18 protein-coding genes are annotated in these 14661 nt (G+C 59.0%); 12 read left to right on the forward strand and 6 right to left on the reverse strand.

Annotated features, from left to right (window positions below; all coding sequences use genetic code 11):
• Positions 1-9: 9 nt before the first annotated feature.
• The 6 genes from RVY79_RS07650 to hisD all read left to right on the forward strand — a co-directional run bounded on the left by RVY79_RS07650 (position 10) and on the right by hisD (position 4755).
• Positions 10-678, forward strand: a complete 669-nt coding sequence (locus RVY79_RS07650; RefSeq protein ID WP_411161719.1) for a phospholipid-binding protein MlaC — start codon at positions 10-12, stop codon at positions 676-678.
• The gene (locus tag RVY79_RS07655; protein ID WP_317463508.1) at positions 675-1028 is read left to right on the forward strand and encodes an STAS domain-containing protein; all 354 of its coding nucleotides are present in this window, start codon (positions 675-677) and stop codon (positions 1026-1028) included. The genes RVY79_RS07650 and RVY79_RS07655 overlap by 4 nt, the downstream gene beginning before the upstream one ends.
• A 151-nt stretch (positions 1029-1179) precedes the next feature.
• Positions 1180-1434, forward strand: a complete 255-nt coding sequence (locus tag RVY79_RS07660) for a BolA family protein (protein ID WP_317463509.1) — start codon at positions 1180-1182, stop codon at positions 1432-1434.
• Between the two features lie 12 nt (positions 1435-1446).
• Positions 1447-2709, forward strand: a complete 1263-nt coding sequence (gene murA / locus RVY79_RS07665; protein WP_317463510.1) for a UDP-N-acetylglucosamine 1-carboxyvinyltransferase — start codon at positions 1447-1449, stop codon at positions 2707-2709.
• Between the two features lie 64 nt (positions 2710-2773).
• A complete protein-coding gene (hisG, locus tag RVY79_RS07670) occupies positions 2774-3427 on the forward strand; it encodes an ATP phosphoribosyltransferase (protein WP_317463511.1) in 654 nt (217 codons plus the stop codon).
• A gap of 17 nt (positions 3428-3444) precedes the next feature.
• Positions 3445-4755: a histidinol dehydrogenase gene (hisD, locus tag RVY79_RS07675; protein ID WP_317463512.1), complete on the forward strand. Its 1311-nt coding sequence runs from the start codon at positions 3445-3447 to the stop codon at positions 4753-4755.
• A gap of 64 nt (positions 4756-4819) precedes the next feature.
• Here the strand turns inward: hisD and RVY79_RS07680 are convergent, their stop codons facing one another.
• On the reverse strand, positions 4820-6082 hold the full coding sequence (locus tag RVY79_RS07680; protein ID WP_317463513.1) for a Do family serine endopeptidase: 1263 nt from the start codon (positions 6080-6082) through the stop codon (positions 4820-4822).
• 102 nt (positions 6083-6184) lie between these two features.
• Between RVY79_RS07680 and RVY79_RS07685 the strand changes: the two genes are divergently transcribed.
• Positions 6185-6943, forward strand: a complete 759-nt coding sequence (locus RVY79_RS07685; protein ID WP_317463514.1) for a Nif3-like dinuclear metal center hexameric protein — start codon at positions 6185-6187, stop codon at positions 6941-6943.
• A gap of 99 nt (positions 6944-7042) precedes the next feature.
• On the opposite strand, the gene RVY79_RS07690 is transcribed toward RVY79_RS07685, so the two are convergent.
• Positions 7043-7498, reverse strand: coding sequence for a YhcB family protein (locus tag RVY79_RS07690; RefSeq protein ID WP_317463515.1), 456 nt, complete (start codon positions 7496-7498; stop codon positions 7043-7045).
• 195 nt (positions 7499-7693) lie between these two features.
• On the opposite strand from RVY79_RS07690, the gene zapE reads away from it, so the two are divergent.
• The 5 genes from zapE (at position 7694) to RVY79_RS07715 (ending at position 11240) form a co-directional block, all read left to right on the forward strand.
• On the forward strand, positions 7694-8869 hold the full coding sequence (gene zapE / locus RVY79_RS07695) for a cell division protein ZapE (protein WP_317463517.1): 1176 nt from the start codon (positions 7694-7696) through the stop codon (positions 8867-8869).
• Between the two features lie 170 nt (positions 8870-9039).
• The gene (rplM, locus tag RVY79_RS07700) at positions 9040-9468 is read left to right on the forward strand and encodes a 50S ribosomal protein L13 (RefSeq protein WP_075369825.1); all 429 of its coding nucleotides are present in this window, start codon (positions 9040-9042) and stop codon (positions 9466-9468) included.
• A 13-nt stretch (positions 9469-9481) separates the two neighbouring features.
• The gene (gene rpsI, locus RVY79_RS07705; protein ID WP_133696846.1) at positions 9482-9871 is read left to right on the forward strand and encodes a 30S ribosomal protein S9; all 390 of its coding nucleotides are present in this window, start codon (positions 9482-9484) and stop codon (positions 9869-9871) included.
• A gap of 202 nt (positions 9872-10073) precedes the next feature.
• Positions 10074-10700 (forward strand): stringent starvation protein SspA, encoded by a 627-nt coding sequence (gene sspA / locus RVY79_RS07710; RefSeq protein WP_317463518.1) that lies wholly within the window; start codon positions 10074-10076, stop codon positions 10698-10700.
• 63 nt (positions 10701-10763) lie between these two features.
• Positions 10764-11240, forward strand: coding sequence for a ClpXP protease specificity-enhancing factor (locus RVY79_RS07715; RefSeq protein WP_317463519.1), 477 nt, complete (start codon positions 10764-10766; stop codon positions 11238-11240).
• Positions 11241-11278: 38 nt separating this feature from the next.
• On the opposite strand, the gene RVY79_RS07720 is transcribed toward RVY79_RS07715, so the two are convergent.
• From RVY79_RS07720 to RVY79_RS07735, 4 genes are read right to left on the reverse strand one after another with little or no spacing between them, the layout of a single operon-like run.
• The gene (locus RVY79_RS07720) at positions 11279-11845 is read right to left on the reverse strand and encodes a BON domain-containing protein (protein WP_317463520.1); all 567 of its coding nucleotides are present in this window, start codon (positions 11843-11845) and stop codon (positions 11279-11281) included.
• A 10-nt stretch (positions 11846-11855) separates the two neighbouring features.
• A complete protein-coding gene (locus RVY79_RS07725; protein ID WP_317463521.1) occupies positions 11856-12449 on the reverse strand; it encodes a phosphoheptose isomerase in 594 nt (197 codons plus the stop codon).
• A 20-nt stretch (positions 12450-12469) separates the two neighbouring features.
• On the reverse strand, positions 12470-12841 hold the full coding sequence (locus tag RVY79_RS07730) for a YraN family protein (protein WP_317463522.1): 372 nt from the start codon (positions 12839-12841) through the stop codon (positions 12470-12472).
• The gene (locus RVY79_RS07735) at positions 12822-14627 is read right to left on the reverse strand and encodes a penicillin-binding protein activator (protein ID WP_317463523.1); all 1806 of its coding nucleotides are present in this window, start codon (positions 14625-14627) and stop codon (positions 12822-12824) included. Before RVY79_RS07735 ends, RVY79_RS07730 begins: the two co-directional genes overlap by 20 nt.
• Between the last annotated feature and the right edge of the window lie 34 nt (positions 14628-14661).

The following is a 14661-nucleotide window of genomic DNA, read 5'->3' on the forward strand; positions in this document are numbered from 1 at the left end:
TTTCAAATGATGGCATCAAGGCAATTCGTGGCCCTGCGTTTCAAGCATCTTTGTACATTGCTATTGGCATGCTTGTGGTGCGTTACGCTGACGGCGCAGGCCCAGCAAGATCCGCAGCAGCTGATCGAAGATAACGTTGCTGCGTTAATGAAAAAGCTGGAAGGACGTAAGGATTATTACGCCAAGCACGAAGAAGAGCTCGAGTCGCTGGTCGACGAGAGCCTCGACGATGTCGCCGATTTTCACTATATCGCCGCTAGCGTGATGGGGCGTTACTTCCGTATTGCAACGCCCGAGCAGCGCTCGCGCTTCGTGGATGTGTTCCGTGAAACCCTCATAGATACGTATGCCCAAGGGCTTGTGACGTTCGACTATCGAGACATCCGTGTTCTTGAAGGCAGCGATGAGCGACGTTATGAGAATCAGGCGAGTGTAGAGATGGAGGTGGTATCCACTAATGGCGAGGTGTATCCGGTGGAATACACGTTGCACAAACGCGAGGGAGAGTGGAGCGTGATCAATGTCATCGTGAATGGCATCAATTTGGGGCTGACGTTCCGCAATCAGTTCGACCAGGCCATGCGTGACAATAATCGTGACATTGATGCGGTCATCGAGGGCTGGACGCCGAACGTGGCCACCGAGGAGCTCGAAAAAGGCGGCGATGATAACCAATGAATGTCTTGCTCGAGGGTGATGATGCCCGGCTCGAAGTGCGCGATGAGCGTATTCTGAAAGTCGACGGCGAGGCGGACTTCGATAGCGCTGCCTCGCTGGCGGCTAAAGGCCGAGAGTGGTTGCAAGGCTTGTCGCGCGATGCCGAGGTCGAGTTCGATCTGACTGGCGTGAGCTGTGCCAGCAGTGCCGTGCTCAGCGTCCTCCTCGAGTGGCTGCGTTGCGCGCAGGCGCATGACGTGCACATCGTGCATGTGGCCTTGTCGCATCCCTTGGCGCGGTTGACGGCCATGGCGGGGTTGGATCCTCTACTTCCCAGTGACGAGGCACGGGGGTTTTCCGAAACGTCATGACAGGCGTGGACGTGCCTATTCAATTTCAGTGCACAAAGCGGCGTCGCCAACGGCGTCCGTTTTCTTTATCATGCCTGTTCGAAATCCCGACTTATCTAACGCACCCGCGCATCTTACGCGTGCCGTGCCGTAGAACAGGAGCCAACGCCTTATGCAACCCAGCGACGTCAAGGCCCTACTCGAATCACGTATCGACGATTGCCAGTTTCATATTCAAGGTGAAGGCTGCAATTTTCAGGTGGTCGCCGTCGGCGACGTTTTTGAGGGCCTGTCGCCCGTCAAGCGTCAGCAGATGATCTATTCGGCGTTGTCCGACGAGATCGCCAGTGGTGCCTTGCACGCCATCAGCATCAAGACCTATACCCCGTCTCAGTGGGAGACAGCCCCTGAAAACGTGGGCGTCTAAGCACGGAATTCCATGGACAAATTGATCATTACCGGTAATGGGCCGCTCGACGGCGAAGTCTGGGTGAGTGGGGCGAAGAATTCCGCCTTGCCGATTCTGGCGGCGACCCTGTTGGCGGACGAGCCGGTGACTATTGGCAACCTGCCGCATCTGCAGGATATTACCACCACGCTCGAGCTGCTCGGACGCATGGGCGTCGAGCCGGTGATGGGCGACAAGATGAGTATCCAGCTCGATGGCTCCCAGGTGACGCATTGCCATGCGCCCTACGAGCTGGTGAAGAAGATGCGTGCTTCGATCCTCGTGCTCGGCCCTTTGCTGGCGCACTTCGGTACGGCCGATGTGTCCTTGCCGGGGGGGTGCGCGATCGGTTCGCGTCCGGTCGACCTGCACCTGCGCGGTCTCGAGGCCATGGGCGCCGAGATTCATGTTGATGGCGGCTACGTGCAGGCGCGGTGTTCGGGACGCCTGAAGGGCGCCACGATCTTCTTCGATACCGTAACCGTGACGGGAACCGAAAACCTACTGATGGCCGCGACGCTGGCTGAGGGCACCACAGTGCTCGAGAATGCGGCCCGCGAACCAGAAGTGGTGGATCTCGCTGAGTGCCTGATCGCCATGGGCGCCAAGATCCGCGGCCACGGCTCGGACACGATCGTGATCGAAGGCGTGCCGCGCCTGCACGGATGTCATTACGATGTCATGCCGGATCGCATCGAAACGGGCACCTTCCTGGTGGCGGCCGCAGCGACCAGTGGCCGCGTCAGGGTGCGCCATACCCGCGCCGATACGTTGGAAGCCGTGCTCGCCAAGCTCGAGGAGGCCGGCGCTCGCGTAGAGGTCGGCGACGATTGGCTGGAAGTCGACATGCGTGGGCGGCGTCCGCAGGCCGTTAATGTGCGCACTGCCCCTTATCCGGCGTTTCCCACCGACATGCAAGCCCAGTTCGTCGCACTCAATTGCGTCGCCGAAGGCTCGGGGACAGTGGTCGAGACGATCTTCGAGAATCGCTTCATGCACGTGCAGGAGCTCAATCGCATGGGTGCGCAGATCGCACTGGAAGGTAACACGGCGGTGATTACCGGCGTCGAGCGCCTCTCCGGCGCGCCGGTGATGGCCACTGACTTGCGAGCGTCGGCGAGCTTGGTCGTTGCGGCGATGATGGCGGATGGCGAAACGCAGGTGGATCGTATCTACCATATCGATCGTGGTTACGAGTGCATCGAGGAGAAGCTGCAACTGCTTGGTGCCAAGATTCGTCGCGTGCCCGGTTGAGCGGTGGCTTCATTCTCGCGTTCCGCCATCGCGGAACGCCAAGTTCAATAGACGTGCCAACATCATGTCAAAGCAATTGATTCTGGCCCTGTCCAAAGGGCGCATACTGGAAGAAACGCTTCCGCTGTTGGCCGATGCGGGCATCGAGCCGGCAGACGACTTCGGCAAGAGCCGCAAGTTGCTGTTCGATACTAACCTGCCCGATGTCAAACTGGTAGTGATCCGTGCGGTCGATGTGCCCACGTACGTGCAGCTTGGTGCTGCCGATGTCGGGGTGGCGGGCAAGGATACCTTGCTCGAGCACGGGGCCGAGGGATTGTATGAGCCTCTGGATCTGGAGATATCGCGTTGCAAATTGATGACCGCTGGTGTTGTCGGGGCGCAACCCAGGCATGCGCGGCGGCGGGTGGCTACCAAGTTCGTCAATGTGGCGCGTCATTATTATGCCCGCCAGGGAATTCAGGCCGAGGTGATCAAGCTTTACGGGGCCATGGAGCTGGCTCCCTTGATGAACCTGGCCGACGAGATCGTTGATATCGTCGATACTGGCAACACGTTGCGCGCCAATGGCATGGAGCCACGAGAGTTGATCGACGAGGTTAGTTCGCGTCTGGTGGTCAACAAGGCCTCGATGACTATGAAGCATGATCGTCTCAAGCCGTTGATCGAGCGTCTGGGGCATGCGGTTGCGGCGCGGCGTGGCGAGACGCCAGCGTAAGAATACGAGAGGGCAAAATGACTGACAATGCCGTGAATGTGGCGCGTCTGAGCACCACGCAAGCCGAGTTCGATACACGTCTGGACGCGCTGCTGGCGTGGGAAGGCGTCTCCGACAAGCAGGTAGCCGAGCGCGTCGAAGAAATCATCGAGGCAGTGCGCTCGCGAGGCGATGCCGCGTTGGTCGAGTACACCAATCGCCTGGATCGCATGCAGGCGCGCGACATGAGCGAATTGACGCTGGGTGCGGAGCGGCTGCGCGAGGCCTACGAGAGTTTGCCGGACGCGCAGCGTGAAGCACTGGCGCACGCTGCCGAGCGCATTCGTCTCTATCACCAGCGCCAGAAGCCCGAATCCTGGCAGTACACCGAGGCGGATGGCAGTGTGCTGGGTCAGAAAGTCACGCCATTGGACCGTGCCGGTATCTATGTGCCGGGCGGTAAGGCGGCGTATCCGTCCTCGGTGCTGATGAATGCCATTCCCGCGCATGTCGCCGGTGTGCGCGAAATCATCATGGTGGTGCCCACGCCGGACGGCGTACTCAATGACCTTGTGCTGGCGGCGGCGCATCTGGCGGGCATCGACCGCGTCTTTACCGTGGGAGGCGCTCAAGCCGTGGCGGCCTTGGCGTATGGCACTCAGAGCATTCCGCGCGTAGACAAGGTGGTCGGGCCGGGTAATATCTACGTGGCTACGGCCAAGCGTGCGGTTTTCGGCCAGGTTGGCATCGACATGATCGCCGGACCTTCCGAGATTCTGGTCGTGACCGATGGCGAGACCGATCCCGAATGGCTGGCCCTGGATCTGTTTTCGCAAGCCGAGCACGACGAAGATGCTCAAGCGATTCTCTTGGGCTGGGACGCGACCCATCTGGATGCGGTTTATGACGCTATCGAACGCTTGCTACCTACCATGGAGCGCGAGGCGATCATCCGTGAGTCGCTGGCGTCACGCGGGGCCTTGATCGAGTGTCGTGATCGCGACGAAGCGCTGACGATCATCAACCGTATCGCCCCGGAGCACCTCGAGCTATCGGTTGGCGATCCCGAGGCGATGGCCGAGGGCGTGCGTCACGCTGGCGCCATTTTCATGGGCCGCTATACGGCGGAAGCTTTGGGCGATTACTGCGCCGGCCCCAATCATGTCTTGCCGACCTCGGGCACTGCGCGTTTTTCCTCTCCTTTGGGTGTTTACGACTTCCAGAAGCGCTCATCGCTGATTCATTGCTCGGCGCAGGGAGCGGCCACATTGGGGCGCACGGCGTCGGTGCTGGCGCGCGGAGAGTCGTTGACGGCGCATGCGCGCTCGGCGGAGAGTCGCTTGAATTAGATCTGAGCGAGTGCTTTGACCTGCGCTTTCGCGTTCATGCCCCATCGGCACATCGCCGGTGGGGCTATTTTGTCTCGGATGATGCGCTTTTATCGGATGATGTGGGTTGCGTCTGTGTCTGCGTAGGCTTAGGACGTTCTCCCACGGTGAGCGTGACTTGTTGTTTTTTCCCGTTGCGCACGATCGTGATGGGAAGCTTGGTGCCGGGCGAAATTTCGGCAATATCGGCCATAGCCTCGCGAGCGTCGACGATGGTCTTGCCATTGAGAGAGAGGAGGATGTCACCGGGTTTCAGGTCGGCCTGGTCGCCAGGACCCCCAGGTACGACGCTTACGATGGCCACGCCTTTGAGTGCTTTAAGGCCGAATGAGGCGGCTAGTGTCGGTGTCATCGCTTGTACATCGATGCCCAGCCAGCCGCGAATGACACGCCCGTGCGCGACAATTTGGTTGAGTACCTTGTGGGCAAGATTGGCGGGGATGGCGAAGCCGATGCCTTGCGAGCCTCCTGAGCGCGAGAAGATGGCGGTATTAATGCCGACTAGAGCGCCCTTGGCATTGACCAGAGCGCCGCCGGAATTGCCGGGGTTGATCGCGGCATCCGTTTGGATGAAGTCTTCATAGGCATTCAGTCCGAGATGGTCACGCCCGGTTGCGCTGATGATCCCCATGGTGACGGTCTGGCCCATGCCGAAGGGATTGCCTATCGCTAGGGCGACATCGCCAATCGCCACTTTTTCGGAGTTGCTGAGCTTGATGACGGGCAAGTCGTCGGTAGGAATCTTGAGGACTGCGAGGTCGCTTTCAGGGTCGGTGCCGACGACTTTGGCAAGGGTCTCCCGGCCGTCACGCAGAGCAACCTGTATCTCATCGGCGTTGCGAATGACGTGGTTATTGGTGAGTACGTACCCTTTGGGACTGACGATGACGCCAGAGCCTAGGCTGGATAGCATACGTTGACGTTGTGGCATGTCCTTGCCGAAGAATTGCTCGAAGAAGGGGTCGGACATCATCGGGTGGTTGCTACGTTCTATGATGCGAGATGAATAAATATTGACGACGGCGGGGGCGGCTTTATCCACTGCGGTGGCGTAGCTCGTCGGTCCTTGGGACCGATTCAAGGGCGCCGCTTCGATGACCTCCGGCGCGTGTTCGGTGGTATCGGTGTGCTCGGCGATGGCGCGTACGGCGCTAGTGTCGGGGATGGGCGTGGCGGCATCGTCGGCGGTGCGCTCGCCCAGCAGCTGGGGGAAGGCGTTGAGCAGCACAATGGCGAGCAGGATGCCACTGATGATGGGCCAGACGAGCGACATCAGTGAGCGACGCATGTACGGTTCCTTGTCGGCGAGCGGGCAGTCGCTGCCCCGTGGAGCAGCCGTTACAATGGTGCCGAGTGTAACATTGCATCCCTATCCTGTCTGGAGCCGCGCATGAGTGCTCGACAAGAATTGATTGCCGCGATTGAGTCCGAATTGCAATGCGGCGACTTCAAGGACTACACCCTCAATGGCCTGCAAGTGGAAGGGTGTGAGACGGTGACGCGCGTGATGAGTGGCGTCACCGCCAGCCAGGCGCTGCTCGATGAAGCCGTGGCCTGGGGCGCCGATCTGGTACTCGTTCATCATGGCTATTTCTGGAAAAACGAGCCAGTAGCGATCACTGGTATGAAGCGTCGCCGCTTGGCGACGTTGATGACGCATGACATCAACTTGTTGGCGTATCATTTGCCGCTGGATGCACATGCGAGGTTAGGCAACAACGCGCAGCTCGCCACGCGGCTCGACCTCACGCCGTTAGGCTGTCTCGACGGTGCGCTCGGGCGGGGGCTCTTGTGGTATGGGAATATGCCATCGCCGATGGATCATGCTGCGTTTGCGGGGCATGTCGAGCGGCAGTTGGGGCGTGTTCCGCTGGTCGTCGCGGGGCATGCTCGGCCGATCGAGCGCATCGCATGGTGCACGGGTGGGGCGCAGGATATGCTGCCGCTGGCGGCCGAGGCGGGTGTCGATGCCTTTATCTCGGGAGAAATCTCCGAGCGCACTACTCATATGGCGCGCGAGATGGGCGTCAGCTATGTAGCGGCCGGCCATCACGCCACCGAGCGCGATGGCGTTCGGGCCCTGGGGGATTGGCTGGCGTCGCGTTTCGATATTACGCATCGTTTCGTAGATATCGACAATCCTGCCTGAACGCTCCCGAAACTAAAAAGCGCCGACCACGGGAAAGCGGTCGGCGCCGGTACTTTGTAGCGAGGCGGGCATCAAGAAGAGAAGACGCTTGATAGCATATCAGTAGCGGGGAGGCGCCTCTTCTTCGGTGGCACGCTGCTTGCGTGGCTCCAGGCCATAGTTTTCCGCAAGCGTGCCCTGTGCTCCTTCGGCATAATCGCGTGGCATCTGGGGTGGGTCGGTTTCATCCTCCTGAGCCCCGTCTGCCTGGCGTGGGTTTAAGCGGCGCTTGAGCTGCAGATCGTCGACGAGACGGTCTGCACCTTGCGTTAGTTGCTGCTCCAGCTCATGGCTCTGGCGCTGAATGCTGGTGACCAGATCGGAGGCCTTGGCGAAATGGTCGTTCAGTGCATCCTTCACTTGGCTGAGCTCCAGTTCCGCTTCTGCCAGGCGTTGTCGCACCTTCTGATTGCGAGCCACGTTGGCATTCAGTAGATGGTAGCCGAGGGCACCGATACCGATGCCCGCCAGAAAGCACGCGATGGCCAGAATCCAGTCAATGTTGCTCTCGTTCACAATGCTCTCCTTGGTCGTCACGGGGCATGCGGTATGCAATGCGTTGGCATATCGAGCTAGAGCCATTATATCGATGTCCTGGCGCGGCGGGTCAAACCCCAAAAGTCGGCGCCATACAGCGTGAGTCCATGCAAGCGTCGTGATGACGCGTATAATGTCAGCTTTAATCGTTCAGTCGAGGTGTATTTCGACCCCATGAGTGCCACCATGCCGCCGTCCGTGGGCGCACGTACGCCCTTGGAAAAATATCGCCAGGATTTGCAGCGCGACGATTTTCAATATGACCCCGGTCAGGAAGCAGCCGTCAAGCACTTGCAGCGACTCTATGATGAACTGGTGAACGCGCCGCACCCATCGTCGAAGGTTCCATCAGCAAGTGGCGATGGCCTCAAGTCCAAGGTCGCCAAGCTGTTTGGCAAGCAATCCGCGCCTTCTCCCTTCGAAGCCCCGCCAGCGATTCTGGGATTGTATTTCTGGGGGGGTGTGGGGCGTGGCAAGACATACTTGGTCGATACTTTTTACGAGACCTTGCCGTTTGCAGACAAGATGCGCACGCATTTTCATCGCTTCATGCAGCGTGTGCACAATGAGCTGACGCATTACAAGGGAGAGAAAAACCCGCTGACGCTGATCGCGGCCAAGTTCGCCTCCGAGGCCAGGGTGATTTGTCTCGATGAGTTCTTCGTCAAAGACATTACCGATGCGATGATCCTCGCCAATCTGCTCGAGGCGCTGTTTGCCCACGGAGTGGTGCTGGTCACGACCTCCAATATCGTGCCCGACGACCTCTACAAGGACGGTCTGCAGCGTGCACGTTTCATTCCCGCTATCGACCTTCTCAAGCGTCACTGCGAGGTAGTCAATGTCGATTCGGGCATTGATTACCGCTTGCGGGCGCTGGAGCAAGTGAAAATCTTCTATCACCCTCTGGGTGAGGGCGCCGACCGTGCGCTGGGCGACAGCTTTCATGCCATTGCGGGCGCTGAAGGCGAGAAGGATGCCGAGATCGACGTTAATCATCGTATCCTGCAGCCTCGTCGCCTGCATGAAGATGTCGTATGGTTCGAGTTCGAGACGCTGTGCGATGGTCCTCGCAGTCAGAACGACTACATCGAGTTGTCACGGGAATTCCATACGGTGCTCATCTCCAATGTGCCCCAGATGAGCGGCGCGACGGAAGACCTGGCGCGGCGCTTCATCAATCTGGTCGACGAGTTCTACGATCGCGGGGTCAAGCTGTTGCTTTCCGCCGAGGTCGCTATCGAGTCGCTTTACACTCATGGTCAGCTAGAGTTCGAGTTCGAGCGCACACTGTCTCGCTTGCAGGAAATGCAATCCAAAGAGTATCTGGCATTGCCGCACAAGCCGTGAAAGTTGCCATAACGCACGAAATCGTGCTTTATGGCCACGGAAACGTCATGTACAATGCGCGCTCGCTCTAACGTTGTCCGTCTGCGGGACGCGGCAACCAAGAAAAATAGGGATTGGCTGATCACGCCCTTATACGCGTGACGTCCACACAAGCAATTGGTGATTCACCCATGAAGACGTTCAGTGCTAAGCCACAGTCCGTCACACGCGACTGGTATGTCGTCGATGCGACTGACAAGACGCTCGGCCGCCTGGCCACCGAAATCGCTCGCCGCTTGCGCGGCAAGCATAAGCCGGAATATACCCCGCACGTCGATACCGGCGATTACATCGTCGTCGTCAACGCCGAAAAGGTGCGTGTGACCGGCAACAAGGCGCAAGCCAAGAATTACTACCGTCATACCGGGTATCCGGGCGGTCTGCGCTCCATGTCCTTCGAGAAGTTGATCGATCATGCGCCTGAGCGCGTCATCGAAACTGCAGTCAAGGGCATGCTGCCGAAGGGGCCGTTGGGCCGCGCCATGTACTCCAAGCTCAAGGTGTATGCTGGTGCCGAGCATCCGCACGCCGCGCAGCAGCCGCTTGAACTGAACCTCTAAGGGATTCTTCGCCATGACACAGCAGTATTACGGTACCGGGCGCCGCAAGACTTCCACAGCTCGGGTGTTTTTGAAGCCGGGCACCGGCAAAATCGCCGTCAACAACCGTGAGTTGCACGACTATTTCGGTCGTGTCACCGGTGAGATGGTCGTCCGCCAGCCGTTCGAGTTGACTGAAACCACGGGGCAGTTCGACGTTTATGTCACCGTGAGCGGTGGCGGTGGCTCTGCGCAAGCGGGTGCGATTCGTCACGGTATTACGCGTGCCTTGCTCGCCTACAACGAAGACTTCCGCCGTCCGTTGCGCGATGCAGGCTACGTGACGCGCGACGCTCGCCAGGTCGAGCGTAAGAAGATCGGCCTGCGCAAGGCGCGTCGCCGTCCGCAGTTCTCCAAGCGTTAAGACGCAGCGTTTCGCACCTGTCGGTGCGCAATGCGCAAAGGCCCGGGCTTACTGTCCGGGCCTTTTTGCTTGGCGCGCTCGATAGTGCTTCGCTGGTAGGGGGTGGGCGAGCCTATCTATCCACCTGACGCTCGATGGGTGGCATTCGTGCCCCCGATTAACGTGTTATCATCCGGGTTCGAACTGAAGCGAGGAATGTTTCATGGGTGTAGTGGCCAAGCGGTCGTCGATGACCTTTTATTCCGGTAGCGATGATCATTATAGCCATCGCGTTCGTATCGTGTTGGCAGAAAAGGGGGTGGCCGTCGATTTTATTGAGGTCAATGATGATAATCACCCCGAAGAGCTTGCCGATCTCAACCCGTACAATAGCGTGCCGACCCTGCTGGATCGTGATCTCGTGCTTTACGAGTCCAAGGTGATGATGGAGTACCTGGACGAGCGCTTTCCGCATCCACCGCTGTTGCCGGTCTATCCCGTGGCGCGTGCCCAGAGTCGCTTGTGGATGCACCGCATCGAACGCGAGTGGTGCCCGTTGGTCGAAACGATTCAACAGGGCAGCAAGAAAGAGGCCGAGAAGGCCCGCAAGGAACTGCGTGAAAGCATTACGGGCATTTCACCGATTTTCGAAGATATGCCATTTTTCATGAGCGACGAGTTTTCGCTGGTTGATTGCTGCATCGCTCCGATTCTCTGGCGGCTACCGTCGCTGGGCGTCGAGCTGCCGGAAAAGCAAGTCAAGCCGTTGATGAGCTACATGGAGCGCCTCTTCAGCCGTGATGCCTTCAAAGCATCTTTGCTGGAGGCAGAAAAGGAAATGCGCACTTAGTGTTGCTGCCCATGCGAGCAACGCTGATGAATCGTCGCTGCGAACCGAAAGAGGAAGTCGTTTATGCTTTCCAGTCGCCCGTATCTGGCCCGCGCACTCTATGAGTGGCTGCTGGACAACGAACATACACCTTATATCGTTGTCGACGCCGAGCGTGAAGGTGTGAACGTGCCCCGGCAGTATGTGCAAAATGGGCAGATCGTCCTCAATATCGCGCCTTCTGCGGTGCGTGACTTGTATATCGAGAATGCTGCTGTGACCTTTGGGGCGCGCTTCTCCGGTCAGCCGATGCAGGTCATCGTGCCCATGGAGGCACTGATTGCGCTATACGCACGCGAGAACGGTGTGGGTATGGTCTTTGGTCATGAGCCGGTCATGCCGGAAACCGAGGCGCATGACGATGCCGCTCAGGAGACAGGCGAAGAGCGTCCAGCTCTGGAAAGCGTGGAGACAAGTAGCGAGGAGTCCGACGAGGCCGGGAGCGAAGACGAAGACGCTCCGCGTGGTAAGGGTCGGCCGTCACTGCGTGTGGTGAAGTGAAAAAGCAGGGCCCGTGGGCCCTGCTAGGCTCCCAGCCTTTAATCGAGGTACTCGAAGACTCTGACGATGCGTTGAATCCCGCCTACCTGTGACGCGATATTGGTCACGATGTCTGCTTCTTGATGCGTCACCATGCCCATCAGATAGGTCGTGCTGTTTTCGGTGATCACACGAATCCGGCTGCCGTCGATGCGTTCGTCGGTGGCCAGGTTCGCCTTGACGCGCCCAGTGAGCCAAAGGTCTGTCATGCGCTGACCAAGCGGCGAGTTGGCAGCAACTTGCAGCTCATTGTGAACCAGGCGTACTCTCCTTACCTGTTCCGCGATATTGCCAGCTTTTTGCTTTAGTTCATCGCTTGCTACTTGGCCGGTGAGGAGCACCATGCCGTTGTAGCTGTCGATATTGATATGTGCGTCGCGAAAGCGTGCGTCATTACGCACCAGGTTTTCGGCGATCTTGTCCTGTATGTTTTCGTCCTCCACCTGCATGCCAGGAGTACGCTTGCCGTAGTTTTCCCCGCCTTGGTTGTCAGTGGCGGGAGAGGCGCAGCCGGCCAGTGCCAGGGCGATGCCGAGGATGAGGGGGATAAAGGCCTGACGTGTCATGACGAATTCCTTATTCGATGCTGCCGAACAGCTGTTGATCGATGAGATCGCATAAACAGTGTATAGCAAGCAAGTGTACTTCCTGTATGCGGGCCGTAGACGTCGAGGGGACGCGGATTTCGCAGTCGTCCTGACCGAGAAGTGATGCCATGTCGCCGCCATCACGCCCTGTAAGCGCGATAATCTGCATATCGCGGTCGTGAGCAGCCTGAATGGCTTGTACTACATTCGCGGAATTACCGCTGGTTGAAATCGCCAGCAGGATATCGCCGGGCTGCCCTAATGCGCGGATCTGCTTGGAAAAGATCTCGTTGTAACTGTAGTCATTGGCAATCGAAGTGAGTGTCGATGTATCGGTGGTCAGCGCCAAGGCGGGTAGGCTCGGGCGTTCACGCTCGAAGCGGTTGAGCAACTCGGAAGAAAAATGCTGGCTGTCGCCGGCGCTGCCGCCATTGCCACAGGCGAGAATCTTCCCTTCGCTGACGAGACACTGAACCATCATCTGGCTGGCGACCTCGATGAAAGGCGGCAGAACCTCACTGGCGTAGGTCTTGGCGTCGATGCTGGCGTTGAAATGGCCGAGTATGCGTGATTGGAAGTCCATGGATAGAGGCCTTGCTTGGGTCAAAAGGCGTCGAATGCCGAACGAATCCACTCGAACGACACGTTGGGTGGCGTGCCGGTGACGCCTACGACGTCGAAACGACACGCACATGATAGCCCGTTGCGATGGAGATAAAAACGTGCAGCGCTGACCAGGCGGCGCTGCTTGGCGACGGTTACGGTCTCGAGGGGGTGACCATGGCTGGTATGGGTGCGGTGCCTGACCTCGATGAACACCAGAATCTCGCCGTCGCGCATGATGAGGTCGATCTCGCCGCGCCTGGCGTGCTGGTTTGTATCCACCAGGTGCAAGCCATGCGAGATTAGCCAATCGGCGGTGCGGCGCTCCATGTCGAGGCCGCGACGCCGGGGGTCATGGGTCGAGCGTGACATCGCCGATATCCGGGACGGAAACACTCCTCAGTAGCGGCGCGGGGATGCCCGCCTGGAACTGTGCCCAGGGGAGATCGCGTTTGATCCGGCCGTCGTCGCGTGTCTGCAGCGTGCCCGTGGCACCGAAGACTTCCATCGAAGGCAGTGCTTGTATCAGCGGCAAGCGGCGCGCCAGTTCATAAGCGTCGACGCCCATAGCGTTGAGCTTGAGGATGTTCGGGTTGCTGCGGGCATCGAGCTTGCGATAGGTAGCATAAAATGGAAGGGCTTTTTCTCCGCCCATGGAGGCATCCGGAATCAGCCAGGGAATGTCGACGAACATGACATCGTTGAGATCGTGATCGGTTCGGGGTTGCGGCTGGCCGCTATAGACCTGCGACGTGGCATAGATGGGAAGGTCGCCAGCGTAATAATATTCCAGCATGGGAGGGACTTGACGTGCATAGCGGGGGAGTGCCAGCAGAAAAAGCATGTCAATAGCTTCGTTGTGGGCACCGTTCTTGCCAGCATCCAGCAAGCGTTTTACCGCATCGCTGACGGGGCCCTTGGGGTCGTAATGAACCACGCTTTCGAGTTTGCCCTGGTGGTCTTTCCAGTTTTTTTCAAATGCCTGGAGAACACGTGCTCCCCACTCGTTATCGGGTACCAGCGCGGCAGCCTCCGTGTGCCCATCCATGCGCGCGCGCGTAGCGATCTGGCGTGCTTCGTCCTCGGCAGACAGGCCATATTGAAAAAGGTTAGTGGCCAAGTTACGTGGATGCTTGCCGTAGTTCAGCGCCAACGTCGGCAGGGGGACCTCGTCGCGTTGCTCGAGTCGTGATACGAGCTTTTTGTCGAGGGGTCCAAGTACTACCTGGGCGCCATCCATGGTGGCTTGTGCGTAAAGTGCCTCGAGGTTTCCTGCGCTGCTATCGTAATACGTTAATTGTGGGGTGCGCTCGCCCTGATTGAGCGCTGCACTATTGCGTGCCTGGATGCCGTTCTTGATCGCTTTGGCAACATTGGTCAATGGGCCCGACTCAGGCAGAAAGATCGCGATACGCTTGACCTCGCGACCACGCAGTTCGCGCAGCGCCGATAGGTTGCCGGGAAGTTGGCGTGCGGCGGGGTGGTTCGAGTAACGTGCACGCCACTCCCCAAGTGAGTCGGTGAGGCGCGAGATGTTGCCTCCGCTCTGGCGATATAAGCGGGCTAGCTCGACCCAGCCTCGGGTGAGTGAGTCGGCATCATCGGTCATGTCGTCGAGCGCATTGACGCTAAGGCGTGAAAGCGGCGTCCAGATGTCGTCATTGAGCTCGAAAGGCGCGCCATCTCGTTGCAGGTCGATCAGGGTCGTCGCCGCCGCACGGGAATTGCCCACCAATGTCAGCGCCAGGCCGCGACGATGACGCAATGTTTGCTGTGCGTCGCGTGGAATGTCGCCGATATCGTCGAGTGTCTGCGTGGCCGCCAGCGCACTACGGCCATCTTTCTTGCGTAGGCTCAGATCGGAGGTCAGTAGTGCCCAGTCAATGCGTGCCTCACGGCTCAAGCGTGACGTGTCAATTTGTCGAGCCACGTCCAGCGCCTGCTCGTCGTTGCCTTGTCGTGATAGGATGTGAGCCGCTTGGAGCCTGCTCTGCGCTGCCTGCGTAGCGGATTGGTCGCTTGCCTTGTCGAGTAACGCACTGGCGCTAGGGCCTTGTGCTGGGCGCTGCGTTCCGCTGCTTACAGGCCCACCGGCACACCCGGCAAGGACTGAGACGAGCAGGGCGAGCCCGAGTAAGCTGCGCAGTGATATGGGCATGGTGTCATTCCTTTTTGGCGGTATAGCTCGGACA

The sequence above is a fragment of the Chromohalobacter sp. HP20-39 genome (genome assembly GCF_033052815.1).
GTDB lineage: Bacteria > Pseudomonadota > Gammaproteobacteria > Pseudomonadales > Halomonadaceae > Chromohalobacter.

Excerpts from the sequence above, each read along its gene's own strand:
- RVY79_RS07650 (WP_411161719.1), top strand. The coding sequence starts at position 10 with ATGGCATCAAGGCAATTCGTGGCCCTGCGTTTCAAGCATCTTTGTACA.
- RVY79_RS07655 (WP_317463508.1), top strand. The coding sequence starts at position 675 with ATGAATGTCTTGCTCGAGGGTGATGATGCCCGGCTCGAAGTGCGCGAT.
- RVY79_RS07660 (WP_317463509.1), top strand. The coding sequence starts at position 1,180 with ATGCAACCCAGCGACGTCAAGGCCCTACTCGAATCACGTATCGACGAT.
- murA (WP_317463510.1), top strand. The coding sequence starts at position 1,447 with ATGGACAAATTGATCATTACCGGTAATGGGCCGCTCGACGGCGAAGTC.
- hisG (WP_317463511.1), top strand. The coding sequence starts at position 2,774 with ATGTCAAAGCAATTGATTCTGGCCCTGTCCAAAGGGCGCATACTGGAA.
- hisD (WP_317463512.1), top strand. The coding sequence starts at position 3,445 with ATGACTGACAATGCCGTGAATGTGGCGCGTCTGAGCACCACGCAAGCC.
- RVY79_RS07680 (WP_317463513.1), bottom strand. The coding sequence starts at position 6,082 with ATGCGTCGCTCACTGATGTCGCTCGTCTGGCCCATCATCAGTGGCATC.
- RVY79_RS07685 (WP_317463514.1), top strand. The coding sequence starts at position 6,185 with ATGAGTGCTCGACAAGAATTGATTGCCGCGATTGAGTCCGAATTGCAA.
- zapE (WP_317463517.1), top strand. The coding sequence starts at position 7,694 with ATGAGTGCCACCATGCCGCCGTCCGTGGGCGCACGTACGCCCTTGGAA.
- rplM (WP_075369825.1), top strand. The coding sequence starts at position 9,040 with ATGAAGACGTTCAGTGCTAAGCCACAGTCCGTCACACGCGACTGGTAT.
- rpsI (WP_133696846.1), top strand. The coding sequence starts at position 9,482 with ATGACACAGCAGTATTACGGTACCGGGCGCCGCAAGACTTCCACAGCT.
- sspA (WP_317463518.1), top strand. The coding sequence starts at position 10,074 with ATGGGTGTAGTGGCCAAGCGGTCGTCGATGACCTTTTATTCCGGTAGC.
- RVY79_RS07715 (WP_317463519.1), top strand. The coding sequence starts at position 10,764 with ATGCTTTCCAGTCGCCCGTATCTGGCCCGCGCACTCTATGAGTGGCTG.
- RVY79_RS07720 (WP_317463520.1), bottom strand. The coding sequence starts at position 11,845 with ATGACACGTCAGGCCTTTATCCCCCTCATCCTCGGCATCGCCCTGGCA.
- RVY79_RS07725 (WP_317463521.1), bottom strand. The coding sequence starts at position 12,449 with ATGGACTTCCAATCACGCATACTCGGCCATTTCAACGCCAGCATCGAC.
- RVY79_RS07730 (WP_317463522.1), bottom strand. The coding sequence starts at position 12,841 with ATGTCACGCTCGACCCATGACCCCCGGCGTCGCGGCCTCGACATGGAG.
- RVY79_RS07735 (WP_317463523.1), bottom strand. The coding sequence starts at position 14,627 with ATGCCCATATCACTGCGCAGCTTACTCGGGCTCGCCCTGCTCGTCTCA.